At 33.1% G+C, this 25,208-nt stretch carries 24 protein-coding genes; all 24 read right to left on the reverse strand.

The window, feature by feature from the left end; all coding sequences use genetic code 11:
- Positions 1 to 136: 136 nt before the first annotated feature.
- The 24 genes from U472_RS14820 to U472_RS14935 all read right to left on the reverse strand — a co-directional run bounded on the left by U472_RS14820 (position 137) and on the right by U472_RS14935 (position 25,166).
- A complete protein-coding gene (locus U472_RS14820; RefSeq protein ID WP_068719512.1) occupies positions 137 to 1,234 on the reverse strand; it encodes an LptF/LptG family permease in 1,098 nt (365 codons plus the stop codon).
- An 11-nt stretch (positions 1,235 to 1,245) separates the two neighbouring features.
- Positions 1,246 to 1,962 (reverse strand): LPS export ABC transporter ATP-binding protein, encoded by a 717-nt coding sequence (gene lptB / locus U472_RS14825; RefSeq protein WP_068719513.1) that lies wholly within the window; start codon positions 1,960 to 1,962, stop codon positions 1,246 to 1,248.
- A 2-nt stretch (positions 1,963 to 1,964) separates the two neighbouring features.
- The gene (locus U472_RS14830) at positions 1,965 to 2,681 is read right to left on the reverse strand and encodes an LptA/OstA family protein (RefSeq protein ID WP_068719514.1); all 717 of its coding nucleotides are present in this window, start codon (positions 2,679 to 2,681) and stop codon (positions 1,965 to 1,967) included.
- Positions 2,671 to 3,258: an LPS export ABC transporter periplasmic protein LptC gene (gene lptC / locus U472_RS14835; RefSeq protein ID WP_068719515.1), complete on the reverse strand. Its 588-nt coding sequence runs from the start codon at positions 3,256 to 3,258 to the stop codon at positions 2,671 to 2,673. The genes U472_RS14830 and lptC (U472_RS14835) overlap by 11 nt, the downstream gene beginning before the upstream one ends.
- A complete protein-coding gene (locus tag U472_RS14840) occupies positions 3,258 to 4,136 on the reverse strand; it encodes a lysophospholipid acyltransferase family protein (protein WP_068719516.1) in 879 nt (292 codons plus the stop codon). The genes lptC (U472_RS14835) and U472_RS14840 overlap by 1 nt, the downstream gene beginning before the upstream one ends.
- Positions 4,137 to 4,158: 22 nt before the next feature.
- Positions 4,159 to 4,665 (reverse strand): KdsC family phosphatase, encoded by a 507-nt coding sequence (locus tag U472_RS14845; RefSeq protein WP_176714190.1) that lies wholly within the window; start codon positions 4,663 to 4,665, stop codon positions 4,159 to 4,161.
- Between the two features lie 143 nt (positions 4,666 to 4,808).
- On the reverse strand, positions 4,809 to 5,795 hold the full coding sequence (locus tag U472_RS14850) for a KpsF/GutQ family sugar-phosphate isomerase (RefSeq protein ID WP_068719517.1): 987 nt from the start codon (positions 5,793 to 5,795) through the stop codon (positions 4,809 to 4,811).
- A 69-nt stretch (positions 5,796 to 5,864) separates the two neighbouring features.
- Positions 5,865 to 6,692, reverse strand: a complete 828-nt coding sequence (gene kdsA, locus U472_RS14855; protein ID WP_068719518.1) for a 3-deoxy-8-phosphooctulonate synthase — start codon at positions 6,690 to 6,692, stop codon at positions 5,865 to 5,867.
- A gap of 87 nt (positions 6,693 to 6,779) precedes the next feature.
- Positions 6,780 to 7,523, reverse strand: coding sequence for a 3-deoxy-manno-octulosonate cytidylyltransferase (gene kdsB / locus U472_RS14860; protein WP_068719519.1), 744 nt, complete (start codon positions 7,521 to 7,523; stop codon positions 6,780 to 6,782).
- Positions 7,520 to 8,641 (reverse strand): tetraacyldisaccharide 4'-kinase, encoded by a 1,122-nt coding sequence (gene lpxK / locus U472_RS14865; RefSeq protein WP_068719520.1) that lies wholly within the window; start codon positions 8,639 to 8,641, stop codon positions 7,520 to 7,522. Before lpxK ends, kdsB begins: the two co-directional genes overlap by 4 nt.
- The gene (locus U472_RS14870) at positions 8,638 to 9,294 is read right to left on the reverse strand and encodes a lysophospholipid acyltransferase family protein (protein WP_068719521.1); all 657 of its coding nucleotides are present in this window, start codon (positions 9,292 to 9,294) and stop codon (positions 8,638 to 8,640) included. The genes lpxK and U472_RS14870 overlap by 4 nt, the downstream gene beginning before the upstream one ends.
- Positions 9,295 to 9,302: 8 nt before the next feature.
- Positions 9,303 to 11,039: an ABC transporter ATP-binding protein gene (locus U472_RS14875; protein ID WP_068719522.1), complete on the reverse strand. Its 1,737-nt coding sequence runs from the start codon at positions 11,037 to 11,039 to the stop codon at positions 9,303 to 9,305.
- Positions 11,040 to 12,176, reverse strand: a complete 1,137-nt coding sequence (gene lpxB, locus U472_RS14880) for a lipid-A-disaccharide synthase (protein WP_068719523.1) — start codon at positions 12,174 to 12,176, stop codon at positions 11,040 to 11,042. It lies immediately after the preceding gene.
- A gap of 232 nt (positions 12,177 to 12,408) precedes the next feature.
- The gene (locus tag U472_RS14885; protein ID WP_068719524.1) at positions 12,409 to 13,221 is read right to left on the reverse strand and encodes an LpxI family protein; all 813 of its coding nucleotides are present in this window, start codon (positions 13,219 to 13,221) and stop codon (positions 12,409 to 12,411) included.
- 67 nt (positions 13,222 to 13,288) lie between these two features.
- Positions 13,289 to 14,101: an acyl-ACP--UDP-N-acetylglucosamine O-acyltransferase gene (gene lpxA, locus U472_RS14890; RefSeq protein ID WP_068719525.1), complete on the reverse strand. Its 813-nt coding sequence runs from the start codon at positions 14,099 to 14,101 to the stop codon at positions 13,289 to 13,291.
- A 21-nt stretch (positions 14,102 to 14,122) separates the two neighbouring features.
- Positions 14,123 to 14,554 (reverse strand): 3-hydroxyacyl-ACP dehydratase FabZ, encoded by a 432-nt coding sequence (fabZ, locus tag U472_RS14895; RefSeq protein WP_068719526.1) that lies wholly within the window; start codon positions 14,552 to 14,554, stop codon positions 14,123 to 14,125.
- A gap of 11 nt (positions 14,555 to 14,565) precedes the next feature.
- Positions 14,566 to 15,396 (reverse strand): UDP-3-O-acyl-N-acetylglucosamine deacetylase, encoded by an 831-nt coding sequence (lpxC, locus tag U472_RS14900; protein ID WP_068719527.1) that lies wholly within the window; start codon positions 15,394 to 15,396, stop codon positions 14,566 to 14,568.
- Positions 15,397 to 15,528: 132 nt separating this feature from the next.
- Positions 15,529 to 16,260, reverse strand: a complete 732-nt coding sequence (locus U472_RS14905; protein ID WP_068719528.1) for an amino acid ABC transporter ATP-binding protein — start codon at positions 16,258 to 16,260, stop codon at positions 15,529 to 15,531.
- A 52-nt stretch (positions 16,261 to 16,312) separates the two neighbouring features.
- Entirely contained in the window at positions 16,313 to 18,706 is a 2,394-nt protein-coding gene (locus tag U472_RS14910) for a coiled-coil domain-containing protein (RefSeq protein ID WP_068719529.1), read from the reverse strand.
- Positions 18,707 to 18,990: 284 nt separating this feature from the next.
- On the reverse strand, positions 18,991 to 19,629 hold the full coding sequence (locus tag U472_RS14915) for an LptA/OstA family protein (RefSeq protein WP_068719530.1): 639 nt from the start codon (positions 19,627 to 19,629) through the stop codon (positions 18,991 to 18,993).
- Positions 19,619 to 20,194 carry an LPS export ABC transporter periplasmic protein LptC gene (gene lptC, locus U472_RS14920; RefSeq protein ID WP_068719531.1) on the reverse strand — a complete coding sequence of 192 codons (576 nt, stop codon included), beginning with the start codon at positions 20,192 to 20,194 and terminating at the stop codon, positions 19,619 to 19,621. Before lptC (U472_RS14920) ends, U472_RS14915 begins: the two co-directional genes overlap by 11 nt.
- Positions 20,181 to 22,865: an LPS-assembly protein LptD gene (locus U472_RS14925; RefSeq protein WP_141678006.1), complete on the reverse strand. Its 2,685-nt coding sequence runs from the start codon at positions 22,863 to 22,865 to the stop codon at positions 20,181 to 20,183. The genes lptC (U472_RS14920) and U472_RS14925 overlap by 14 nt, the downstream gene beginning before the upstream one ends.
- 5 nt (positions 22,866 to 22,870) lie before the next feature.
- Entirely contained in the window at positions 22,871 to 23,956 is a 1,086-nt protein-coding gene (locus tag U472_RS14930) for an LptF/LptG family permease (protein WP_068719533.1), read from the reverse strand.
- A gap of 109 nt (positions 23,957 to 24,065) precedes the next feature.
- Positions 24,066 to 25,166, reverse strand: coding sequence for an LptF/LptG family permease (locus U472_RS14935; protein ID WP_068719534.1), 1,101 nt, complete (start codon positions 25,164 to 25,166; stop codon positions 24,066 to 24,068).
- Positions 25,167 to 25,208: the final 42 nt, after the last annotated feature.

Below are 25,208 nucleotides of genomic sequence, written 5' to 3' on the forward strand. Positions count from 1 at the left end.
CAGGCTTATCATAATAAGTCCTATAGATATACTCTAAATGCTAATTGACAGTTGTAAATTACTATTTTATAAGCAATACGGGTTATTAATATGAATCCTCTATTCTCTTTACACATTAATATTGAACTTTGAAATACTATCTAGACGCCTTATACATTAGTACAAATCCTACTATAGTAAAGATTATATTCTGACTCCAAGCTCCTAACCAAGGTGCTATAGTTCCTGCCTCACCCATGGAAGAACCAATAGTCATAATTGTATAATAAATAAAAATAACTATAATACTCAATCCTAAACCTATAGAAGAGCCTGAACGATTAGGCTGTAAACCTAATGGTGCCCCTACTAAAGCAAAGATAAAACAAGCAAAGGGAATTGCATACCTCTGATGATAGACCACTTTCAACTCACTAACATCTCGACCTTCCTCTTCCATAAGCTTTATATGCTCCCCCAACTCTGAGAGACTCATCTCTTCAGGGTCCTTCTGATTACGAGTAATTTGGGTGGGTGTTCTATTTAATTTATTCTTCATATTAAACCTTTTAAAGGTAGTCTGAGGTACTTGTCCATTATCTCCAATCGTATAGATAGTTCCGTCTATAAATACCCATTCTTCTTCTAACCACTCTGCTTTTTCAGCTTGAATACTTGTGACTAGCTTCCCATTCTCATAATCTTGCCAGGTTACCCCCTCTAACATTTGAGTATTACCATCATACTTATCAGCTGTTAAGATATAGTCTAGTTTTCCTGTCTGCCTGTTAACTGGAGATATTACTAAGTTTCTCTGAGTCTTAGGCTTAACTGTACCATGCTTTAACTTCCAGACAATATCTTCATAAGCATTTATACTGGTTGGTACCAGACTATTTTCAAAAAAGATAGTCAATCCACTTATTAATAAACCAACTATCAAAACAGGAGTAACTATCTTAGTAAAACTAATCCCTCCTGCTTTTAATGCTATTACCTCACTATCACCTGATAAACGTCCAAAGGATAATAAAGTAGCCAGCAACATTGACATTGGGAATGTCAAAACAATTATCTGGGGCAAACTTAAAAAGAATAATTTCACTATTGTCAATAAAGGAACTCCATATTCGGACATCATCTTAGCCAAACTGATTAACACATCAGTACCAACAAAGATACTAGTAAAAGCAAAAACCCCAAAAAGAAATGGTTGAATCAGCTCAACCAATAAATATCGATAAATAATCTTCATCTACTGCCACCTCACATACTAAATGTCTCACCTAGATAGAACTTCTTAGCCGTTTCACTATTAGCAATCTCTTCAGAAGTACCTGATAATAGTATCTTCCCTTGATGCATAATATATGCCCTATCGGTGATTGCCAATGTTTCCCTGACACTATGGTCAGTAATTAGCACACCCAATCCTCTATCTTTAAGGTGAGAAACAATACCCTGAATATCACTAACAGCAATTGGATCTACCCCTGCAAAAGGCTCATCTAATAAGATATATTCAGGGTCTGTCGCTAAAGCTCGAGCAATCTCTACCCTTCTCCTCTCACCACCAGATAACATATAACCCTTCTGTTTACGAATATGAGCGATATCAAACTCTTGTAGTAAAGACTCTAGAATCTCATTATTATCCTCTTGGCGATCTATCATCTCTAAAATAGCCAAAATATTCTGCTCTACTGTCAATTTTCTAAAGACCGATGCCTCCTGAGCTAGGTAACCAATCCCCTTTCTAGCACGTTGGTGCATCGGCAAAGGGGTAATATCATTACCATTTAAAGTAATATTACCTTGATTGGGGCTTACCAAGCCTACAACCATATAAAAGGTAGTTGTCTTACCAGCACCATTAGGACCTAAAATTCCTACAATTTCACCTTTATTAACTTCAAAGCTTACACCCTTTACTACATTTCTCTTATTATAAGTCTTAATTAAGTTCTCAGCCTTAATCGCCATTCTTAATCACCCTTTTCATCACTAGGAATAACAAATTTTGTCTTCCCTTTAGCAACCATCTTTCTAGTCTTTAAATTGATGCTCACCTGTTCAGCATTTACTGTCTGTGCACCTCGTTTCGCATAGACATTACCAGTTAATATTACCTTTTGGGACTGATCATTATACTCCAATTTTTCTGCCTCAGCCATTAAACCTTCACTCTCATCTACAATATGGGCTCCACCATAAACAAAGAACTTCTTAGTATCTAAATCAAATTCAAATCTATCTCCAGTTATAGTAGCACCCTCACTCTCCATTTTGGGCTTACCAGTTAATAATCCTTGATTGGATTTATTATTAAATGTTAATTTTTGACCTATTATCTTTCTTCCCTGTTGTTCAATAACAACTCCACCTGTAAAAACTAATCTCTCTAGTTCCTCTTTACCAGTCATCTCTTGAGCTGATAACTTTATATCCTCTCTAATTAGAATAACCTCACCTATAGCCTTTATTTCACCTAGACTTTGATTTGCAGTTAATTTATTAGAGGTTAACTTTGAATTATCCCTATTTAATATAACATTTCCTATAGCAATAATCTCAGACTTTATATCATCAACTACCAATTCATCTGCCATTAATGTAGTTTCTTCTTCCTTAGCCAATAGATTAACTGATGTAAATAACAAGGTTAGTATAACTAAACTTAAAATCAAGAATTTATTCTTCATTATCTTCACCCATTTCTTCAGAAATGACTTTTACATTCCCTAATATCTGTAGTTTTTTTAAATCCACCTGACTTATAAATCGCTCACCTCTAACCTTTAATCCAGGTTGTTTGATTAATACATGCCCTAATCCTATTAACTCATTTTTTGCACTATTCCAATTTAGAATATCAGCTTTAAGCAACTTTTCTTGACTTCTAATGGTTATAGGTCCTTCTAATCCAATAAAGCCTGTTTCTATATCTACTTTACCTTTATTAGCTATAACATTGATTACTTCTTCCTCTTCTTGATAGACCTTAGCTTGGATTTGGTTCAATATAACCTGACTTCCAAGCTCAAACTGTTGAATTGATTTAGCCCCTAACTGCCATTTAGTAATACCATCTTCACTATATAAAGTTATAAATGATTCCTCTAACTCAAGACGCGGTTCATCTTCTTTCTTTTCTTGCAAAGGGTCTGGTGAAATTTTAACTTCTGGCTTTTGAGAGAACTTACTTATAGCAAAGATAATCAAAACAATTATTAAAATTATCAAAGCAACCACAAGATACTTTTTACTTAACTTCTTCACTATGAAGCCCCCTCAGCCTTTGTCTTCCACCTACGATGTAACCATAGCCATTGGTCAGGATAATCTCTGACTTGGTTTCCTAAAGAGTAAGCCAACTCTTGTAATTTAGCCTTTATCTCATCTTCATTTGCATCCTTGGCAACCTCAATACCTTCTTCTATAATCAACCGATAATTCTCCCCTTCCCTTACCATATAAGCAGGAAGAATTACTGCTCCAGTCTTTTGAGCAAAGACCACTGGTCCTGTAGGGGTAGATGCAGGTCTATTTAAAAAATCTATAAAGGTTCCTTTAGAATGAGCATCTTGATCACCTAAAATTAGAAGTAACTCTTTTTTTATTAATGATTTAAAGGCTCCTCTAACCCCTTTACCCTTCTTATCAAAGACCTTACCACCTTTACTCTTTCTAATCTTTAGAATTTCTTTATTAATAAAGGGATTCTTAAACATCCGAGCAATCCCATTTATAGGATAACCTAACCAAGATAAATATAGACCCAATAAATCCCAATTACCTATGTGACCAGTAAATACAATTACACCTTTGTTCTTGCTATAGGCTTTTTCTAGATATTCTAACCCATTAACCTTAATCTTATTATTAAAATCAGTATCAGTCCAGTTTTCTAAAGTAATAGTTTCTACAAATTTAATAGCTATATCCTGAAAAACCAACTTAACTAGCCTTTCAGCCTCTTCTCTAGAATAGCCTAAAGATAATTTAATATTTTTAACAGCTAACTTCCTACGATCTTTGACAATATAATATAATAAACTACCCAATAATTTAGCAAAAAGATGATTAACCTTTCTAGGTATCAGGTTAATCAGTGATTTAAATGACTTAAAAAGCCAATAAAAAAACTTATCCCTCATAACAGCCACCTCTTAACAAACATTATTCCCCTTGACACTCTAAAATAAATTCTATAGCCTCTCTTACAGCCCCTTGTCCACCTTCTTTAGTTGTGATGTAGTCAACTACCTCCTTTACCTTTTTCACACCATTAGCTGGAGTAAAGGATAATCCAACCCTTTCTAAAATATCTAAGTCATTGACATCATCACCAATATAAGCAACTTCTTCTTTAGTTACATTATATTTATCTAAGACATTATTAAAGACTTTAATCTTATCTTTAATATTTTGATGGACTTCCTTAATACTCAATTCCTCAGCCCTACGCTCTACCAACTTTGATTCTCTTCCTGTAATAATAGCAGTTGAAATCCCAGCCTCATGGGCTAGCTGAATCCCTTTTCCATCATGAACATGAAAGAATTTAAGTTCTTCACCATTATTCCCTAAAATGATTCTACCATCAGTTAAAACACCATCTACATCAGTAATAAATAACTTTATTCTTTTAGCCTTCTCTCTTAAAATCAACTCCACCCTATTCATCCCCTATATTTTTATTATAGATACTCAATTTCAATTATACCTTGCCCTATATTAATTTTAAAGGTTAGACCTAGTATTTGTCAATCAAACACAGACAATGACAAAATTTACTTTCTTTATTTTTAATTGTTACTTATAAATTGCTAAAGTACCCCAGCCTTTAATAAATCTTGGAAGTTGAGTAGTCCTAAAGGTCTGTATTCCTCATCAACTACTGGTAAATCACTAATCTCTCTCTCTTGCATAAGCTTTAAGGCTTCAGCTGCTAATTTATCTTTAGTAATTGTAGATGGGTTCTTACTCATAATCTCTTGAGCAGTCTTCTCTAATAAATCAAAAGATTCTTCTAACTGGCGCCTAATATCACCATCTGTAATAATACCTACTAGCTTTCCTCTATCATCAATAATATTGGCTGCTCCCATTCTAGATGAAGTCATAACAAATAAGGTCTCTTTTAATGTAGCTTCTTGATCTACAACAGGATTTCTCTCTCTAATATGTAAGACATCCTCTACTGTTAATAATAGTCTCCTACCAAGACTTCCCCCTGGATGATAAAGGGCAAAATCTTCAGGCTGAAAATCTCTTGCCCATAATAAAGCGATTGCTAAGGCATCCCCTAAGGCCAAAGTTGCTGTAGTGCTTGCTGTTGGGGCTAAATTTAAAGGGCATGCCTCTTCTTCTACACCTGTATCTAAGATATAATTAGCAGTTTCTGCTAAAGTAGAGGTCTTTCCACCAGTCATAGCAATTAGCTTTGCTCCAATTCTTTTAATAACTGGTAAGATTTTAATAACCTCTTCTGTCTCCCCACTATTGGATAGAGCAATTACTATATCCTGATTGGTTACCATCCCTAAATCACCATGTATCGCTTCAGCAGGATGTAAAAAGAAGGAAGGTGTTCCTGTACTAGATAAAGTCGCTGCTAGTTTTTTAGCGATAAATCCTGATTTGCCCATACCAGTCATAATCACCCTTCCACTACACTCTAGAATTTCTTTGACTACCTCTATAAACTCTTCATCAACTGATCTTTTCAAATTTAAGATTGATGCAGCTTCAATCTCCAAAACCTCTATAGCCTGCTTCTTTATCTCTGTTATATCTAATTTGTCTATATCCATCAAGAACACTCCTTTTTTCTATAATCGATAAGTTAAGGCGAGGTAACCTCGCCATTAAAATGTTATCTATTAAATATCTTTAACAATTTCATCAATTGCTTTAGCTTTGCTTAAAAGCTCTTCTAAATCTTCTAATCTAACCATATTTGGACCATCACATAATGCTTTAGAAGGCTCATCATGCACCTCCATAAATAGTGCATCTACTCCTGCTCCTACTGCAGCTCTAGTTAAGTAAGGAACAAATTTTCTCTCTCCTGCTGAAGAGTCTCCTGCTCCTCCAGGCAACTGTACACTATGAGTTGCATCAAAGACTACTGGATATCCTGTATCTCTCATTATTGGGAAGGAACGCATATCTACAACTAAGTTATTATAGCCAAAGCTTACCCCACGCTCTGTTAATAAAATCTTTTCATTACCAGTACTTTCAATCTTCTTTACTACCTGCTCAATATCCCAAGGTGCTAAAAATTGTCCCTTCTTGACATTAATTACTCGGTCAGTCTTTCCTGCTGCTACTACTAAATCTGTCTGTCTAGATAAAAATGCTGGAATCTGCATAATATCTAATACTTCTGCAGCAGCCTTTGCTTGATCTATAGTATGTATATCAGAGATAACTGGTAAATTAAACTGATCCTTAACCTTCTGTAAGATTCTTAATCCTTCTTCCAAGCCTGGACCTCTAAAGGATTCTATTGAAGAACGATTGGCTTTATCATAAGAACTCTTAAAGACATATGGAATTCCTAATTTCTCTGTAATCTCTTTTACCTTTTCAGCAATTCTAAGTACTCTATCTTCACTCTCAATAGCACAAGGTCCTGCCAATAAAACAAAAGGACGATTATTACCAAAGATAACTTTATCATTTAATGCAACCTCTTTAACCATCTTAATACCCCCCGTTTTTTAATTTATAGTTGACAGTGTACAATTAAAACCATTTGGAATATTTTATACCAGCATCAAATCTTGATCTTAACTGTCAACTGTACACCGTACACTGTCAACTATCTCTCTAACTTTCTCCAAATCTTCTTCAGTATCTACACCAATTGCTTGATGCTTGGTCTCTACAACCTTAATTTTATAACCATTCTCTAAAACCCTTAGCTGTTCTAAGGACTCTTTCTGTTCTAAAGGTGTAGCCTTCATCTTAGCATAATCTAATAAAAATCCTCTACGGTAAACATACAGCCCAATATGCTTATAATATGTATTGTCAATATCTGTTCTAGGGTAAGGAATCATGGCTCTTGAGAAATAAAGAGCAAAATCATCCTTATCTGTTACTACTTTAACAACATGAGGACTCTCTAATTCTTCTTGAGAGGTTATCCTCTGTTTTAAAGTCCCCATCTTAATAGAAGTATCTTCTAATAATGGTCTGACTGCTTGATCAATCATTGCAGGATTGATTAAAGGTTCATCACCTTGGACATTGACTATTATCTCCGAAGATAGTTCTTTAGCTACTTCTGCCAATCTATCAGTCCCAGTTTTATGCTCTGCAGAGGTCATCACTACTTCTCCACCAAAAGCTTTAACTGTATCATAAATTCTACTATCATCTGTAGCTACAATAACTTTATCTAATGTAGTAGATAGTTTGACCTGTTCATATACTCTTTGAATCATTGACTTACCACAGATATCTTTAAGGGGCTTTCCAGGTAATCTAGTAGATGAATAACGCGCTGGTATAATTGCTATTACTTTCATCTTACTACCTCCAATCTATCAATCAACTCATCAAACTTATAAATTGAGTCAATAATCCCTATCTCTATTCCTAATACTTCAAAGGATATCATCTCTAATTCAATCTCCTCTAATAAATCATCATCAATACTAACAGCATCCTTCTCTGTAGTAATAATTCTATCAACATTCTTCTCACTAGCTAAAGCATATATCTCTAAAACTTCCTTACGAGTATAAGTATGATGGTCAGCAAATCTTAGCTTATCGATTAATTCTGCCCCCAAACCACGTAAGGTCTCCTCAAAAGCTTTAGGGTTACCTATACCCGAGACAGCTAAAATTTTCTCACCAGTTAAATTAATTTCATTCTGTTGATTGCTATTTATTTTACGTAAGTAAGTTGGATTATGTTTAGTGGTGATTATCATAGCCGCAGGATTAATCTCAATCAGCCTTTTTTTAATATCTCTTAACTTATTATCCCCAATCTGATCTACTTTAGTTAAAAAAAAGATATGAGCTCTCTTTAAAGAACTTAAAGGCTCTCTTAATAAACCTCTAGGTAAGAGATGTTCATTACCAAAAGGATTAGTAGCATCAATTACTACTAGATCATAATCTCTAGCAACCTGTAAATGTTGAAAAGCATCATCTAAAATAATAAAATCAGGGTCAAATTCCTGGCAAGCAAACTCTCCAGTTTGGCTTCTTTCTGAACCAATAATGACTGGTATACCTTTTAAACTACTTGCCAACATATAAGCCTCATCACCAGCTTCCTCAGCATTCATTAAAACCTCATTACCATCAGAAACCAAACCTATCTCATCAGAAAAATTAGCTTTATAACCACGATTTAAAATAACAACTTTATGCCCCTTCCCTACTAAAGTCTTAGCCAACAGTTGAACTACTGGTGTCTTTCCAGTACCACCAACGGTTATATTACCTACACTAATTACCTTGGCTGCTAAACTCTTCTGCTTTTTTATCCCCCAGCTATACATTAACTTCCTTAAATTCACTATTCCTTGGTATAAAAATGATAATAAATTTAATACTATTAAAATTATTTTAGCTATAATTCCAGTCTCTTTACCATTAATAACATCCAACAAATATTCTTCTATCTTCATATCATTTCACCTAACATATCCTTTGCAGTTTTAACTGTTTTATTTAGACCATCTTCAACAGATTTTCTATACTCTTCTAGCTTATCATCAGATAAGTTATCTTCTACCTCTATACTCTCTCCAAAAGCTAAGGCTACCTTAGAGAATGGTAAAGGAAGTTGAAATTTATCCCAGCTATTAAAGACCTTCTCTTTAGAAAAAGCAACCCCACCAGGAATTATAACACTATTACTCTTCTGTGCCAAATAAACAACCCCTGCTTGAGCTTGGTACCTTGGACCTCTAGGTCCATCGGGTGTAATAGCTATATTCTTTCCTGCTTTCAATTTCTTTATTAACTTTAATAAAGAACGAGCTCCACCTCTAGAAGTTGAACCTCTAACCATCTCCCAGCCCATCTTCTTTAATACCCTGCTAATATACTCTCCATCTCTACTCTGACTAGCTAAACCTACATAACCTTGATCTTGAAGATAGTATGCAGGAAACCATAGTTGTCCATGCCAAAAAGCTAAGATAATAGACTTCCCAGACTCTTTTGCTTCTAAGAGTCTCTCTTTATTCTTTACTTCTATCTTTAAAGTACCACTAGTAATCCTTTGTAAAAGATAAGCAAATTGAGGAATTATTTTATATTTCAATCCCTCTTTCATAAGATCACCTACTTATTGAACTGTATTTCATATAACTTCTTATATAATCCACCTTTTACCAAAAGCTCCTGATGACTTCCCATCTCTACTACCTTTCCTCTTTCCATAACTACAATCTTGTCAGCATCTAAAATAGTAGACAATCTATGTGCAATGACAAAAGTTGTTCTATTCTTCATCAATCTATCTAAGGCCTCTTGAACTAAAGCCTCTGATTCTGTATCTAAGGCTGACGTAGCTTCATCTAGAATCAAAATATCTGGGTCCTTTAAAATTGCCCTAGCTATAGCAATTCTCTGCTTTTGTCCCCCAGATAATCCTGCACCCCTCTCACCAATCTCTGTCTTATAACCCTTAGGGAATTGAATAATGAAATCATGGGCATTTGCTGCCTTAGCAGCATTAATAACCTCTTCCTCACTGGCATCTAAACGACCATAGAGAATATTGTCAGCAATAGTTCCACTAAATAGAACAGTCTCTTGAGGAACGATTCCAATCTTATCCCTTAGTGACTCAATGGTAACATCCCTTATATCTATACCATCAATAGTTATCTCTCCACTATCTGGATCGTAAAAACGGGGTATCATATTGACTAGAGTAGATTTTCCTGCCCCACTAGAACCTGCCAAAGCAATAACTTGTCCAGGATTGGCAGCTAGGTTAATACCATCTAAGGCTATCTCATCATCTTTATAACTAAATTTAACATCTTTAAATTCTATATATCCATTAATATCATTAAGTTCTTTAGCATCTTTTTTATTTCGAACTGTTGGCTCAATATCGATAACCTCAAATATCCGTTCAGCAGCTGCTAAAGCTCTCTGGATTGTACCAGATAGTCTAGTTAAAGATTTTAAGGGATTTGTAATATATAATAATAAAGCAAAATATCCTGTCAATTCTCCTGGAGTCATTTTACCTGCCATAACCTCTCGTCCACCATACCATAAAATAATGATAAAGGATAGAGAAGCTAATAATTCAGTAATTGGAGTTAAAGTAGCATTCAATTGAGAGTTTTTCATATTAGCACGGAAGTTTTCAAAGTTTTCATTGCTAAAACGTTCATATTCATACTCTTCACGACCAAAAGATTTGACAACTCTAATTCCACTGATCGTCTCTTGTAAGATATCTGACACGCTAGCTACCTTAACCTGAGCCTTCTTACTTACCTTCCTAATCTTCTTATTAAACTTGTCTATAACATAAGCAATTAGTGGAAAGACAATAAAGGTAGCTAAGGTTAATCTCCAATTATCATAAAACAACTTGAATAATCCAAAGGCAAGCTGGAAGAACAAACTGAAGATACCAATAGCGCCAGAGACAATAGCTCCCTGTAAAATCCCTACATCATTGGTTGCTCTAGACATTATCTCCCCAGTCTTATTTTTAGCATAAAAATCTAAAGATAAACACTGTAAATGTCCATATAAATCATTACGCATATCCTTAATCGCACTTTGGGAGACATAAGCTGTAAAATATTTCTCCCCATATTGAAAGATTGCTCTAAAGAAAAATATTAAGAACATTCCTATCGCAAGGAGATTTAATTCTGTAATACTTGATTCATTCTCATAAAGTCCACTAATAATTACATCCATTAATTTTTGAAATTGGTCAAAAAAGAACACAGTAAAAAAGGCATTACAAAGCATACTGATAACTCCCAATACTAATCGACCTTTATAGGGTTGTAGATACCTAAGTACACGTTTAGCTAATTCCATTTAAATAATACCTCCTGTGCTTAGCACTAACTTAGCTACTCTTGTGGTTGCTCCACTTTCTCCTAATTTTATTATAACCTCTTTTAACCCTGCCTTTATTTCTTCTGTTCTTTCTTTTGAATTTAATATAGCAATTGCTTCTTTAGCTATTCTCTGACCAGTTACTTCCCCTTGTAACAACTCTGGAACTATTTCCTTCTCAGCTATGATATTAGGTAAACCTATATAAGGTAATTTAACCAACATCTTTCCTAACCAATATGTTGTCTTGGTTGTTTTATAAACAATCACCATTGGAGTTTGAAAGCAGGTAGCCTCTAAAGTAGCTGTTCCTGAAGCTACTAATAATAAATCAGCTACCTCCATCACCTCATAAGAATGGCCAGCAACCAACTTAATATCAAGATTATACCCTCTTACCCTCTCTTCAATATTCTCTTTAGATATACTGTCTGCTAAAGGAAGTATAAATTGAATATTTTCATAGCTATTTTTAATCTCCTCTGCAGCCTCTAACATAGGGGTTAATAACCCTTCTATCTCCTGCTGACGACTCCCAGGTAATAAACCTATAACTTTGTTATTAGAATTAATATTATAAGACTTTTGAAATTCATCTCTAGATAATTCAGGCTCTACTAAATCTAAGATAGGGTGACCTACAAATTCTACATCTGCACCTGCCTCACGATAGACCTTCTCTTCCATAGGAAAGACTGATGCAATCTTTACTTGGCATTTAGCCATCTTTTTAGCTCGCCCTTTCCCCCAAACCCAAGCAGAAGGTGCAAAATAGTTAACAGCAGGAATCCCATTCTTCTGAGCTATTTTGGCCACTTTCATATTAAAGCCAGAGTAATCTACTAATAAGATCACATCTGGCTTCTCTTCTTTCATAGCTTTATCTAATTTATTCAAAATCTTATAGGCTAATCTTAAATGCTTAATTGCCTCAATAAAACCAATAGTACTTAGTTTGGTAGGATCATAAATTAATTCTACACCTTCTAACTTCATACGTCGACCACCCATCCCAATAAACTCAAGGTCTGGATAAATCTTTTTCATCTCTTTGATTACCTTAGCTGCATACATATCTCCAGATACTTCGCCAGCTACTACCATTATCTTTGGCATTTAATCCCCCACCCTTAGTTCAATTTACAATGTACAATGAACACTTAAAAAAATAATTCTTAAAGATATTAAGAATAACTATTATTGTAGATTTAGGTTCTCTATTACAAAATTTTATTTAAGCAGTCTTAATTATCAATTGTAAATCGTACATTGTACATTTAAAAGTATAACTTTATATCTATATCTATGTCTATATCGAAATTAAAATAGCACATAAATTAATATAATATCAATCTTCTTCCATTGCTACAACTGCAATCCCTGCTTCATTTGCTCCTTTGATAAACTCTTCTTGATTGACAATAAAGGTCTTTTTGGCTTCAATTATCAAGCCTTTAGCCTTTACTTTAACCAATTTATCCAAAGTATCTAAACCAACAGCAGGAATATCGAATCTAAAGTCTTGCTGAGGTTTACTTACCTTTGCTACGATAACTCCTCCTCGCCCTAGTTGACCACCTCTTAAAATAGCTTGGTCGGTTCCTTCAATAGCTTCTACAGCCATTACAGCTTTATCCTTGACAACAACAGTTTGCCCAATATCCAAGCCTCCTATTTCTTTTGCCATCTTAAAACCATACTTCATATCAGCTAATGTTTCAGCATCAGGCTCAACTTCTGTTAAAAGCCCCTCAGCTGGTAATAATGCAGCTATATATTTAGTCTGATTACTGATTTTAATGCCAGCTGATTCTAATTCCTTAACAATTGCTAGCATAATCGAATCATCATTCTTTTCTTTTAAATTGCTAAGTAGAAGCATAAATCTCTGATCTAACTCTATTCCTTGATAAAGTAGCTCTTTAGTTACCTTACCTAGCATTACAACCTCAGAAATTCCTTCTTCTTTGAGAGTATTTATAATTTTATTTAATTGCCCAGCACTAATCTGATACAACTTAGTTGCTACGCTTTTTAGCTTATCAACTTCTGCTTCTGGAGTAAGGGCAATAGCAACAACTTCATTTCCTTCTGCCTTTGCAGCATAAGTAAATTCAACAGGTAAATTTCCATTACCTGCCAGCAAACCTATTCTAGCCATAGTCAACCTCCTACTTAAGATCGAGTCTAAGCTTAAGCAAGAACTAAAACTTAAGCTCAAACTTAATTTATCTGCAAATTCCCCGTTGAGCATTTCTTAAAAATCTCAAGAAATGTTCAATTAAAGGATTACTATCCAACTCTTGATCCATCTTCTCAATTGCTTGAGATATATTTAAATTGGATCTATATAATAACTTATAAGCCTCTTTGATCTGTGATCTCAATTCAGGACTGATACCATTTCTTCTTAATCCTACAATATTAATCCCTTTAACACAAGCAGGATGTCCATCTACCAATACATATGGAGGAACATCTTTAACTACTTTAGAGGCCGCTCCTATCATAGCCATCTTTCCAACTCTAGCAAATTGATGTACTCCTGCCAAACCACCAATTACCGCTGAATCTTCTACAATAACATGTCCAGCCAAAGTAGCTGCATTTGACATAATGATTCTATCACCTAATTGGCAATCATGGGCAACATGGCAATAAGCCATAATTAAATTATTATTACCTATCTTAGTCAGACCACCACCATCTTCAGTTCCACGATGGATAGTAGCAAATTCACGAATTGTGTTATTATCTCCAATCTCTAAATAACTCTGCTCTCCATGAAATTTTAAATCCTGTGGTTCTTGACCAATAGAGGCCCCATTAAAGATCTTGTTACCCTTACCTATTTTAGTCCATCCTTCAATGACTACATGGGGTTCAATTTTAGTATTATCACCAATCTCAACATTCTCCCCAATAATAGCATAGGGCCCGATTTCCACATCTTCTCCTATTTTAGCACCTGGATGAACGACTGCTGTTTTATGAATTTTCTTATTCAAATGTACCACCTTGTTATCATTTGTCTTTTCCATCTGGCCCCCTCCTTTATCCTTTTATTTATCTTGTATCGCACAAGTTAAAGTTGCCTCTGTTACTACTTCTCCATCTACCAAAGCCTTAGCCTCAACCTTACCAATCCCTCTTCTTAACTTAACTACTTCAACTTCAAAAATCAATTGATCTCCTGGTTTAACTGGTTGTTTAAAACGTGCATCTTCAATACGTGCAAAGTAGGGTACTTTCTCTTCAGGGTTGTCTACTGTAGTTAATAATCCTACCCCTGCTACTTGAGCCATTGCCTCTATTATCAATACCCCTGGCATAATTGGATGACCTGGAAAATGACCGTTAAAAAACTCTTCATTCGCAGTTACATTCTTTAATCCTACAACCTTCTTTCCTGGTTCCACCTCTAAAATTTTATCCACCAATAAGAATGGATATCGATGTGGTAAAATCTTTTGAATCTCATTAATATCTAACATTTACATTCCTCCTATTTCAATAATATCTCTTTAATCTTTCTAGATAATAGTGAGTTTAATCTATGACCAGATCTAATACCAATAATATGCCCTTTAAACTCTGGTGCTAGTTTAATATCTCCTAAAATATCTAGAATCTTATGCCTTACAAATTCATTATTGAATCTCAATTCATTAATTGGACCATCTTCCCCAACTAAGATAGCATTATCCAAACTACCTCCTAAGGCTAGTCCAGATTGTTGTAACTTTTCAATCTCATGGGAAAAGCCAAAGGTTCTAGCAGAAGCTATTTCATTATAATAAATCTCCTCATTAATGATAAACTCAGCAAATTGATCCTCTAAAAAAGGATGGTTACTGACAAAGGTATAACTTATCTTTAAATCATTATCAGGCAAAACTATCAGAGACTGATTTCCTTCCTTAACATAAATTGGTTCTTCAATCCTATAAACCTCTTTATCTTCCTTCTGCTTCTCAATCCCTGCTTCTTTTATTAAATCATAAAAGATTTTTGCACTCCCATCAGTAATCGGAGGTTCATTTGCATCAATTTCGATTAATAGGTTATCTATTTTCAAAGCGTTCAAAGCTGACATTAAATGCTCAATAGTATTAATATCCCAACTATCTTCACCAATAGTTGTACAACGTTGTGTTGATACTACATTAGCAATACCAGCCTCTACCTCTGGGCAATCTTCTAAATCTACCCGTTTAAATCTAATTCCTCGATTAGCATCCAAAGGCTTACAATTAATGGTAACATTCTTTCCAGTATGTAGTCCAATACCTGTATAAGTAAACTCTTTCACTATTGTACGCTGCTTCCTCTTCAAACTCTTACCTCCTTTAACCTTATATTACTTCAACAAACAGTAAGAATATCCTGCATAGTAATAAATTAAATCTACTTAAGTTTAACTCTAAGAACAAAATTTAACTATCAAACCTTAAGCTTAGACTGAAACTTAATAATAATCTAACAACTCTTTATACCTCTTACCAATCTCTGAACTTGGATTTTTAAATATATTTTCGGGAGTACCCCTCTCTACTACTACCCCATTATCCATCAATAAGATTATATCAGCAACCTTTAATGCAAAGGAAACCTCATGGGTTACAATAATAACTATCTTATCCTTTTTTCTTGTTAAATTTTCGATAACTTCTAGTACCTCTTTAACCAAAATTGGATCTAAAGAAGCTGTAGGCTCATCTAGTAACATCAAACTTGGCTCAACCACCAAGGCTCTAGCAATACCAATTCTCTGTTTCTGCCCTCCACTCAATTGATTAGGATAACTATCTATCTCATCAGCCATTCTGACCTTCTTTAAAGATAAAATAGCTCTCTCTTGTAACTCTTCTACTTTGAGATTGGTTTTAATCAAAGGTAGCATTACATTCTCTAAAACCGTTAATCTCTCAATTAGATTAAACCTCTGAAAGACAAAACCAACCTCTTTACGCCAGTTCAATAATTCATTCTCAGGTAAATCTACAATTGATAGCCCTTTAAAGCTAATCTCTCCACCATCAGGCTCTGTCAAACGATTTAAACATCGAATGGTAGTCGATTTACCACATCCACTAGGTCCCATAATAGCTACTGTATCTCCTTGGTTGATTTTAAAATTAACCCCTTTTAAGACTTCTTTGTGCCCATAACTTTTAATTAAACCCTTGACTTCTAACATTCTACCTCCTTAACAATCAGTAGTGAGTAATAATTCAAAATCAGTTGACTTCCTAAAAATATGTTTTATTCCTGTTTAGAAATTTTAATATACCAGGCTTACCTGAAGGGACTACAATCTCTCTCATAATCTCACTATAAGTAAAACCTAAAGCCTGACCTGCCCTAAACTCTTCATTAGATATCTTATTCATAACTTCAGCTTTATTGACAGTAAAGAGACCTAATATTCCTCCAAATAAGAAGCTAGCATAACTAGGCACATAGGGAATTCTAGCTTGACTTAAATAAAATACAGTCCCTAAAGTCAAAGCTCCAACTACAAAACCATAATAAATAGCTTCATCAGAATACCACTTACTATCAAAACGTCCATTATGTATTCTAATGGAGTTAATAATTAAGGTATGATCAAAGAATAAAGAGGTTAAAGTCAAAATAATTGCTGTAAAAGCAGTTAATAAACCTTTTACTTCTCCTAAAATTTGAGAAAGTTGTCCTCTTAAATCAGGACTAATCAAACCTGCTTGAGAGCTATAAATGGTAATGTGATTAGAAATGTATTTCTTAATTTCATCCTTAAGCTGATTCACATTGACCCCTGTACTAGGTAATAATAGGGATATCTGAGTACCTGGAATTACTTGACCTTGAATATGTTTATCAATTAAATCTATACTATCTGTAATTTCTTCATCTTTTAGTTTTGGTAAAGAGTTGTCTATATATTCTATTTCTTTAATAATACTTTCTAAATCTATCTTTTTTAGCTCAGCAAGGTCACCTCGTAAGCTGACAATATCCTGCTGGATACTTTGACTGTTTAGTTCACCGACCTTATATATTAAATCTCTATCAGTAATATTTCCTAAAGTATCCTTCAAATTTTCTCTATCAAGCCCAGCAACCTTATTAATAAAATCATTAAATTCTCTTACATCCTCTTGCCACTTAACTAATTCCTTTAAAATAGGATTATATTGATTAATATAACCTATAATCTTAGTTGTATTAGTATCTAATCTATTTGAAAAATCCAAAATAGTCTTCTCTAGCTCAATTATATCTGCTCGATATAGGTCAGTTGCTGAGATATCATCGGTTCTCTGGCTTACACTCTCAGCTACCGTCTTTAATTTAAAGTTAATATCTTGGAGAATCTTTTTAAAAAAGTTCAATTCCCTAACTATCTTGACCAGACGGGTTAAGACCTTATCTAATTTGCCAACAGCTTCTCGTAAACTATCAAGCTCTATCTTATCTATATCCTTTTTATAGACCTTTAACTGTTGATTCAATCCCTGCAACTCAAAAATAGAATCCTCTAAATCTTTAAAGACTGCTAATGCATTAATTAAATTTGTAATTGTACCAGTAGCTGTTTGGAAGATAGAGTCTAATCTAGGCAACAATTTAGTAGTTTCACTAACTGCATAAGCCAACTCCTGTCTAGGATTATCAACTTGAATCTCCCCTACTAAATCTCCTAATTTATCTTTTTTAAATGAATAGGCTTTATTGGTCAATATCTCTCTACTATCCCCTTTTTCAACAACAGCCTTTGCTACTTGATTGTTTACTGCCGTAACCCTTAAAATAACCTGCTTATCTCCTTTAGCTGGAACTACAAATCTTGCTCCCTCTTTAACCTTTAGATCACCTTGAAGAGCTATTGTCACCTTGGTAGCATATCCATCTAAAAATCTCTTCATTTCTGTCATGGTTTTGACTAAAGCATCTAAATCAGTTACACCTGTTGTAGTAATATTTTGAATCAAATTAGGATAATTCTTATTAAGTTCTTTAACCAGTTCATCTCCCAATTCTAGAATTTCATCTTCATTTTGGGTGATTGGAAAACGAATTGAAAGAACCTGATATTGATCTAAAACCTTTTGAACCTTTCTAGTAATAGACTCTATTAATTCTGCCCTTTGGATGATAATTTCCAATTTTTCTCCATCAGGAAAGGTAAACTCTACCCCTGATAAGTTATTAACCTGATCTTCAATCAAATTTCTAACTTTTCTATTTAGACCTCTAATAGTTATTCGAGGCTCTGTCATAATAGACACACTATTCAACCCTGACACATTTTGAAAATAATCACCAATCTTTATGTAAACATCTCTATTTCTATATTTAGGAGCTAATTTGATAAAGAAGTTTGTCTTTCCTACTACCTCCACTCCTAAGATAAGTTCTGAGCCAGGAAAGTTATTTTTGATAATATCTTCTATCTCCTCACTAGCCCTCTCTTTAGCCTCTTTATCCAAAATTAAGGCAAGATCATATTCACCATACTCACCCAATAAACCACTGATAGTATCACCAAAATAATAATCTGCCAAATAACCTATTATAATTGAAGCTAAAGAGACTAAAAAAATTGTAACAACTAAAAGCACTAAAATATCTTTTCTAAAATCAGAGTTTAGGAGAAACATTATATTCACTCCTATTCTATCTTTTTGCCTTTATTAAGAAAGACAAAATTTATATACCTACTATCATACTAGTTTCTCCTAATAGCTCTATATTATTAAAATAATTATATATCCAGTCATAAAGCGAAACGAATCCGATTTTTACTCATCATTTGTTACAGTTATGTAAATAATTTAGATAACTATACCCTTAACATTATAGCAAAAAAAGAGAATAAACTCAAAAAAATTGTATATATTCAAAGAAATATGGTAGAGTGATCACTCTACCATATTTCTTATCATTATATATCAAATTCCATTTCAACATTTCCAGTTGCATCAAAATCTCCCTCTTTAACATAAATGATAACCTCTTCACTCTTAAGCCATTGTCCATCCCTTTTTAACTCTACATTCTCTTTAACTAACATCTCATCTTTCTGGTTATCATAGTGTAGACTCTCTCCCTTAATCTCTTGACCATCATAGAGAACAAAGATCTTTTTTTTAGCCTCCATATCATTACTTTCAGTCCATACCTTCAAATATTCACTAGTTAATTTTAAAGGCTTTCCTTCCTTTTTAGAATCAAGCTTTACATCATCTTCTGCTATTAAGATATCATTATCTATATCAAATTCCAACTTTTCACTTCTAATCTTATCACCTGATTCTCTCTGTAAATAGACATCTTCACTAAAATAAGCTATATTATCATCACGCTCTAATCTTAATTTATCGGATGTAATTAGATTTCCATCATAGTCCAATCTAATATTTCCATCTCCTATATATAGATTATCATCTTTTTTATATCTCAACTTATCGGCTTTCAACTTTGCTCGTTGATTATTCTCTACTCCTTCTTTTACTTCTTCAGCATCTATTGTAAAAGAACAGAGTAAGATCAGAGAGAGGAATATAATCAGCTTAATTCTCATTAGAGACAGCCCCTTTAAGATTAAATTCCATCTCTACTTCACCAGAAAAGTCTATGATATTATTCTCCACATCCATCCTCATCTTCTTAGCAAATAACTCTCCATCATCAAGGGTAACCTTTACATTAGTATCAGTAACAAATTCTTTCCTCTTATCAAGCCAGTCTAACTCCTCAGTCTTGATCTCTTCTCCATCCACCTTATCTAATCTAATATTCCCCTTTAATTTTATATCCTTTGTCCCTTTAAAATAGATTATCTCTTCAGCATCCAAGGTATATTCAACCTCTCCCTTATTAAATAGTTCTCCCTTTTGAATATCCTTTAAGATAACCTCATTCTCCTTCTTTTTATCTTCAGATTTTGGAATCAAAATTTGATTAGCAGTAATATCCCAACGTTTATCCCCTTTATTATAAGTAATAACACGAGGGCTATTTATCTGATATTGATAATCAGGAGAAACTTCATCACTCTCTTTACTTTCCTCAAAATTGAAGAAGAATAGACCTACAAAAATTAAATTTACAATTAATATAGCTAATATGATTTTAATTCTCTTCATTTACAATCCCCCCTAAATCACCATCACCAACTGATATCTGACCTTTTTCAGATTTAACTCCAAAAGCATGATTTGGGAATGATAAAATCTGATATTTAAAAGCAATCTCTTCTTCTACATAGTCATAACTTAATACTACCTTTCTACAGTGTAACATCTTTTCAATACTTATATTAGCTTTATCATACTCTTTATCTTCAAAGTCATAACTACCCTTTAATTTAACTGTCCATTCCCAATCTTTCTTACCAAACTTCCAATCCAACTCAGTATCCCATTTCCCATTCAGCTCTTTTTCAACATCATCATAATAATAATAGAGATCTAACTTATAATCAAAATTAAGATAATCTATAATTATAGATGTGTCAATCTTATCAAAATGCATGTCATTTAAATCATATCTGATATTGTTTTTGATAGTATAATTATCATTTAATAAATAATTATAGGTAATTTTTAAGGGATCATACTCTTCTCCTACCTCAGCTAATAAATCATATCCTGTTTCAATTTCAAACTTACTTTGATTCTTGACCCAATTCAACTTCCAGTCTATATCATGTTTGTCCTCTTTTGCTTCTTCAAAACCTGCCATTACCTCTCCTTGAGTTTTACGATAATTATGCTTCAAACTATTATTCCAATTTTTAAAGATAGATGTATTCAATTCTAATCCACTCTCATAAGTAAACCGTTGTTGCTTGGTACTGTAAATATCTTGCTGTAAGTTCTGTTTATATCTTAATCTATTCCTATTATTAATTCTCCAATAGTCATTATAATTTAATTGATAATAACCATGCTCTTTAATAGGATATAAATCATCCTTCCACCTATAATTATACCTTCTTTTGACTCCAAGAATTACTTTTAAAGGGTCTAATCTATTGACATTAAAGATTTGCCCAGGCTTAAGTGTCAATTTAGCTTCAGGAAGATCATAATACTCTGTCTCCTCTAAGCTACTATTTATATTGACACTCCTTGAAGGAGATTTGATATCTCTCTCTTTCCATTCTGTCTCAATAGACCAATCATAATATCTTTGGGTATCAGCTAATTTTAATGTAGTCAAATATTCAAAAGCATCTCCAGTTCTTCTACTATCATCATAATCCTGATATTGATAATACTTGTAATCAATCTTATAATCTAAATATAAGCTATTAGTAAAATATCTCTTATATTGTTTAAGATTAATTCGATACTTGTCTAATTTATCATTATAGCTATAGTAACTAGTCCAATCATCTCTATCGATTCTATCATAACTAAAGTCTATATTATAATAATCATCCCTTATATTCTCTTTACGATTGAAATAACCTCTATAATTTAATTTAGAGTTATATTCATCCTTAATTTGATACTTTCCCCTGTCTCTGTCTTTTTCTCGATTATAATCTAAGTCTACCTTTAAAATATCATCTGACTTCTCTTCTGCTAAAAACTTATGCTGATAATCGAAGTTAATATCAGCTTCAGAGTCCAATCTACCTGTCTGCTTATCATCAAGATCATAGTACAAATCTAAACCTATATAATCATCATTACTTTCCTTTCTCAATTTATCAAAATATGAGGTTAAGATAATTCTATTATCATGGGTCTTATCCTTATTATAGTCTAATCCAACCTTAGTATCCCAATTCTTCAAAGTTAAATCTTGATCAAAATCATAATCCAAATAAAGGCCTTTTTCTCGACTAGTCCACCTGTCATTATAATAATTTTTATACTGTAAGTTATATTCTCTCTTGTCCCTTCCAGCATTAAACTTTTGTTTACGATTAAGCTCCATAGTAATCCAAGGGCTCTGCTCTGGTCTTTGCTTATCTTGGTCTAGGTAGAAGTAAAGGTAAGCATGATCATCTTCTAAAGTACGATAAGCATGCTTAAATCCTCCAGCAAAACCTGACTTACTATAGTCATCAATATAAATTTGTCCAAAATCACCAGCCAACTTATTTAGTATTGGATTATCATAATAGGAGTTGAGATAATAATTATGAGTAGTTCTAAGAAACCATCCTCTATACTCATTCTTACCTACTTCGGCTTCCATTTGCTCTTTGTCTTTAAAAGAGTACATTAATATCGGCAAATAGATAATAGGTACTTTACCATTAAATTCCCATAAAACAACATTATAAGCTATCAACTTATCTCCAGGATAGATAACAGTATTTGTTGAACTCATATGATAGTGAGGTTCTTCTACATTACAAGTAGTAAATTCGCTATCTATAATCTTTGTTCGATCATTGCTATATTCTGTCTTAGCACTTTTAATATAGATTGGATCTTTAGACTCTTCAGTTATAATAATACCTTCAGATTCAAGAAAGATTCCTTCCTTAGTTTTGATATTATATTCTAACTCTTTACTATCAAATTCCCCATCCTTATTCTTAACATGTACTTTTCCCTCTGCATTTAACATATTAGACTTTAAGTCTATCTCCATATTATTTGAACTAATCTCTACATCATCAACTATTAGCTTAGCATTGCCAGTGGCTATTATCAACTCTTGCTCACGATAATATTGAATCCTATCAGCTGTAAGCTTACCCTGATTACTTTCTGCAAAAGAATGAGGAGTAGATAGAAAGACAACTATGACTATTAATACGAATTTTAGGCTATTTAATTTAATTCTCCTCACTCCTCTTATCTGATATTGATATAATCTTCTTTTAAAATCAGTATAAATCCTATTATCGTAAAAATAATATTTGGAAGCCATGCTGCCAAAAAGGGAGGCAATATACCATTTAACCCTAGAGAACGACTAATTGATTGCATTACATAATAGACAAAGATAATAATTAAACTTGCTATAATACCAAAGATACGCCCTTTATTAGATTTAATACTCAATGGTGCCCCAATCAAAACAAAGATTAGAGATACTAAAGCCTCAGATAGATTTAAATGATACTCTACTAATAATTTACTTACATCCTTACCACTGGCTTTAAATAATTCAATTCTATCTTCTAATTCAGCTCTATTCATCTCATTACTCTTCTTCTCTTCACCATAGAACTCTGTTATATCCTTACCAATATCAAACTCAAGTTGGCTAAGTTGCTTCATCTCTTGACTATAATTATCCTCTCCTAACCTATAAAAGAGAGCATTCTTTAAATATAAACGACTACCATCAACATAACCTTTCTTGGCAGTAATTAATTTATTCTTTTCTTCTAATTGTTCATAGACAATTACTCTACTTATCTCCTTATTCTCATCATTTACTTCTCCAAGATAGAAATAACTATTCTTCCATTTAAAGAAAACATCCTGATGGAGTTTAGGGTCTTCTTTCTTATGGATAGAATATTTAATAATATTATGGTATTTAGTATTAGACCACGGGACTATCTTTTCATTCATCATGTATGTTAATCCACTAATTAGAATTCCTAGGATTAATAATGGGATAAGTAACCTCCAAAAGTTTATTCCAGCCATTCTTAGTGCTGTAAACTCACTATCTTTAACTAAACGACTTAAAGATAAAATGGTAGAGAATAAAACAGCCATCGATAAACTATCTACCATTACTTGGGGTACTCTATATAATAATAAATTTACTACAACGCTACTAGGTATTTTTTTTATTATTATAAAGTCAGTTAATTCAAATAAAAAACTACTAATCATAATTATAGTTAGAGCAAATACCATAAAGAGAAAAGGTTTAGCAAACTCTGCAATTAAATATTTATCAACTATCTTTATCAACTTCATATCTATCCACCTCTATCTTAGAGATAAAAACTTTTAGTGACAAGTAACAGGTAGCTAGTAAAATCTTTTCTCGCTACTGCTTACTCATTACTCGTTACTATTCTAATATCTACCTCTTCAACTTAAAGTACTCTTCCTTTAATATCAAGTATGTCCCAACTATTCCAAAAACAAGGTTTGGTAACCAAGCAGCTGTTAAAGGAGTCAACAACTGATTTCTTCCTAAGGAGCGGCAGAAGGATATAGAGATATAATAGGTAAAGATAATAATTATACTTATTATCAAGCCAAAGGTCTTCCCTTTACTAGATTTAATACTCAAAGGTATTCCAATTAAGATGAAGATAACACTGGCAAATACCTTAGATAACTTAAGATGATAATCAACGAGTAAGGAATTAACACTTATACCGCTATCCTGAAAGATTTTAATATCTTTCTTTAATTGCTCTCGGCTCATCTCTGAAGTAGTTCTCTGTTCACCATAAAAGTTCTTAAGCTTCTCATTTATATTCAATTTAAGCTGACTGAAGTCAGATTGCCCAACTAAATTTCCTTCTTCATCAAACTCATGCATAACCCCTTGCTTTAAGTTCCAGATTTTATCCTTAAATATACCTTTATTAGCAGTAATAATTAAGGGAAACTCATCCTCTTTATCCAGCTCATAAAGTATAATATTATTTAAATCACCAGTGCTCTCATCAATATCATCGATATAAAAATACCTATCATCTATCTTAAAGAATATACCCTCTTGTAGGTTAGGCAAGCCTTTCTGTAAAATAGTCCTTCTAACTATATTCTCAGCCTCATGATTGGTCCAAGGAACAACCTTTTCATTGATAAAGAAGGTCAGTCCACTGACCAACAGACCAATTGTTAAGACAGGCAAGATTAAACGATGTAAAGAGATTCCTCCCATTCTTAAAGCTGTAAATTCATTATTCTTTACAAATTGACTCATAGATAATAGTGTAGAGAATAAGACAGCGATAGAGAAGCTTTGTACCATAACATCAGGTAATTTATATAGCAATAGCTTTAATACTACATTTATTGGAACCTTCTTAATGATTATTAAATCTGTTAATTCAAATAAGAAGCTACTAATCATAATAATAGTCAAAGCGAAGATAAAGAAGATAAATGGCTTTAAAAATTCACTGATAAGATATCTATCTACCAAAGAAATCCTAAACTTAATCATAAATTGATTCTCCTTATTGCCTTTAATTATTTATCATTCTTT

The sequence above is a fragment of the Orenia metallireducens genome (assembly GCF_001693735.1).
In the GTDB taxonomy this organism is placed as follows: domain Bacteria; phylum Bacillota; class Halanaerobiia; order Halobacteroidales; family Halobacteroidaceae; genus Orenia; species Orenia metallireducens.

What these genes read in the sequence shown, in the direction of transcription:
- lpxB (WP_068719523.1), bottom strand. Translation starts at nt 12,176, where the DNA reads ATGCCAAAGATAATGGTAGTAGCTGGCGAAGTATCTGGAGATATGTAT.
- U472_RS14830 (WP_068719514.1), bottom strand. Translation starts at nt 2,681, where the DNA reads ATGAAGAATAAATTCTTGATTTTAAGTTTAGTTATACTAACCTTGTTA.
- U472_RS14870 (WP_068719521.1), bottom strand. Translation starts at nt 9,294, where the DNA reads ATGAAAGAGGGATTGAAATATAAAATAATTCCTCAATTTGCTTATCTT.
- lpxK (WP_068719520.1), bottom strand. Translation starts at nt 8,641, where the DNA reads ATGAAGATAGAAGAATATTTGTTGGATGTTATTAATGGTAAAGAGACT.
- U472_RS14905 (WP_068719528.1), bottom strand. Translation starts at nt 16,260, where the DNA reads ATGTTAGAAGTCAAGGGTTTAATTAAAAGTTATGGGCACAAAGAAGTC.
- U472_RS14885 (WP_068719524.1), bottom strand. Translation starts at nt 13,221, where the DNA reads ATGGCTAGAATAGGTTTGCTGGCAGGTAATGGAAATTTACCTGTTGAA.
- U472_RS14840 (WP_068719516.1), bottom strand. Translation starts at nt 4,136, where the DNA reads ATGAGGGATAAGTTTTTTTATTGGCTTTTTAAGTCATTTAAATCACTG.
- U472_RS14930 (WP_068719533.1), bottom strand. Translation starts at nt 23,956, where the DNA reads ATGAAGTTGATAAAGATAGTTGATAAATATTTAATTGCAGAGTTTGCT.
- U472_RS14875 (WP_068719522.1), bottom strand. Translation starts at nt 11,039, where the DNA reads ATGGAATTAGCTAAACGTGTACTTAGGTATCTACAACCCTATAAAGGT.
- U472_RS14915 (WP_068719530.1), bottom strand. Translation starts at nt 19,629, where the DNA reads ATGAGAATTAAGCTGATTATATTCCTCTCTCTGATCTTACTCTGTTCT.
- U472_RS14935 (WP_068719534.1), bottom strand. Translation starts at nt 25,166, where the DNA reads ATGATTAAGTTTAGGATTTCTTTGGTAGATAGATATCTTATCAGTGAA.
- U472_RS14845 (WP_176714190.1), bottom strand. Translation starts at nt 4,665, where the DNA reads ATGAATAGGGTGGAGTTGATTTTAAGAGAGAAGGCTAAAAGAATAAAG.
- lptC (WP_068719531.1), bottom strand. Translation starts at nt 20,194, where the DNA reads ATGAAGAGAATTAAAATCATATTAGCTATATTAATTGTAAATTTAATT.
- fabZ (WP_068719526.1), bottom strand. Translation starts at nt 14,554, where the DNA reads ATGTTAGATATTAATGAGATTCAAAAGATTTTACCACATCGATATCCA.
- kdsA (WP_068719518.1), bottom strand. Translation starts at nt 6,692, where the DNA reads ATGGTTAAAGAGGTTGCATTAAATGATAAAGTTATCTTTGGTAATAAT.
- lpxA (WP_068719525.1), bottom strand. Translation starts at nt 14,101, where the DNA reads ATGGAAAAGACAAATGATAACAAGGTGGTACATTTGAATAAGAAAATT.
- U472_RS14910 (WP_068719529.1), bottom strand. Translation starts at nt 18,706, where the DNA reads ATGTTTCTCCTAAACTCTGATTTTAGAAAAGATATTTTAGTGCTTTTA.
- kdsB (WP_068719519.1), bottom strand. Translation starts at nt 7,523, where the DNA reads ATGAAAGTAATAGCAATTATACCAGCGCGTTATTCATCTACTAGATTA.
- U472_RS14820 (WP_068719512.1), bottom strand. Translation starts at nt 1,234, where the DNA reads ATGAAGATTATTTATCGATATTTATTGGTTGAGCTGATTCAACCATTT.
- lptB (WP_068719513.1), bottom strand. Translation starts at nt 1,962, where the DNA reads ATGGCGATTAAGGCTGAGAACTTAATTAAGACTTATAATAAGAGAAAT.
- U472_RS14850 (WP_068719517.1), bottom strand. Translation starts at nt 5,795, where the DNA reads ATGGATATAGACAAATTAGATATAACAGAGATAAAGAAGCAGGCTATA.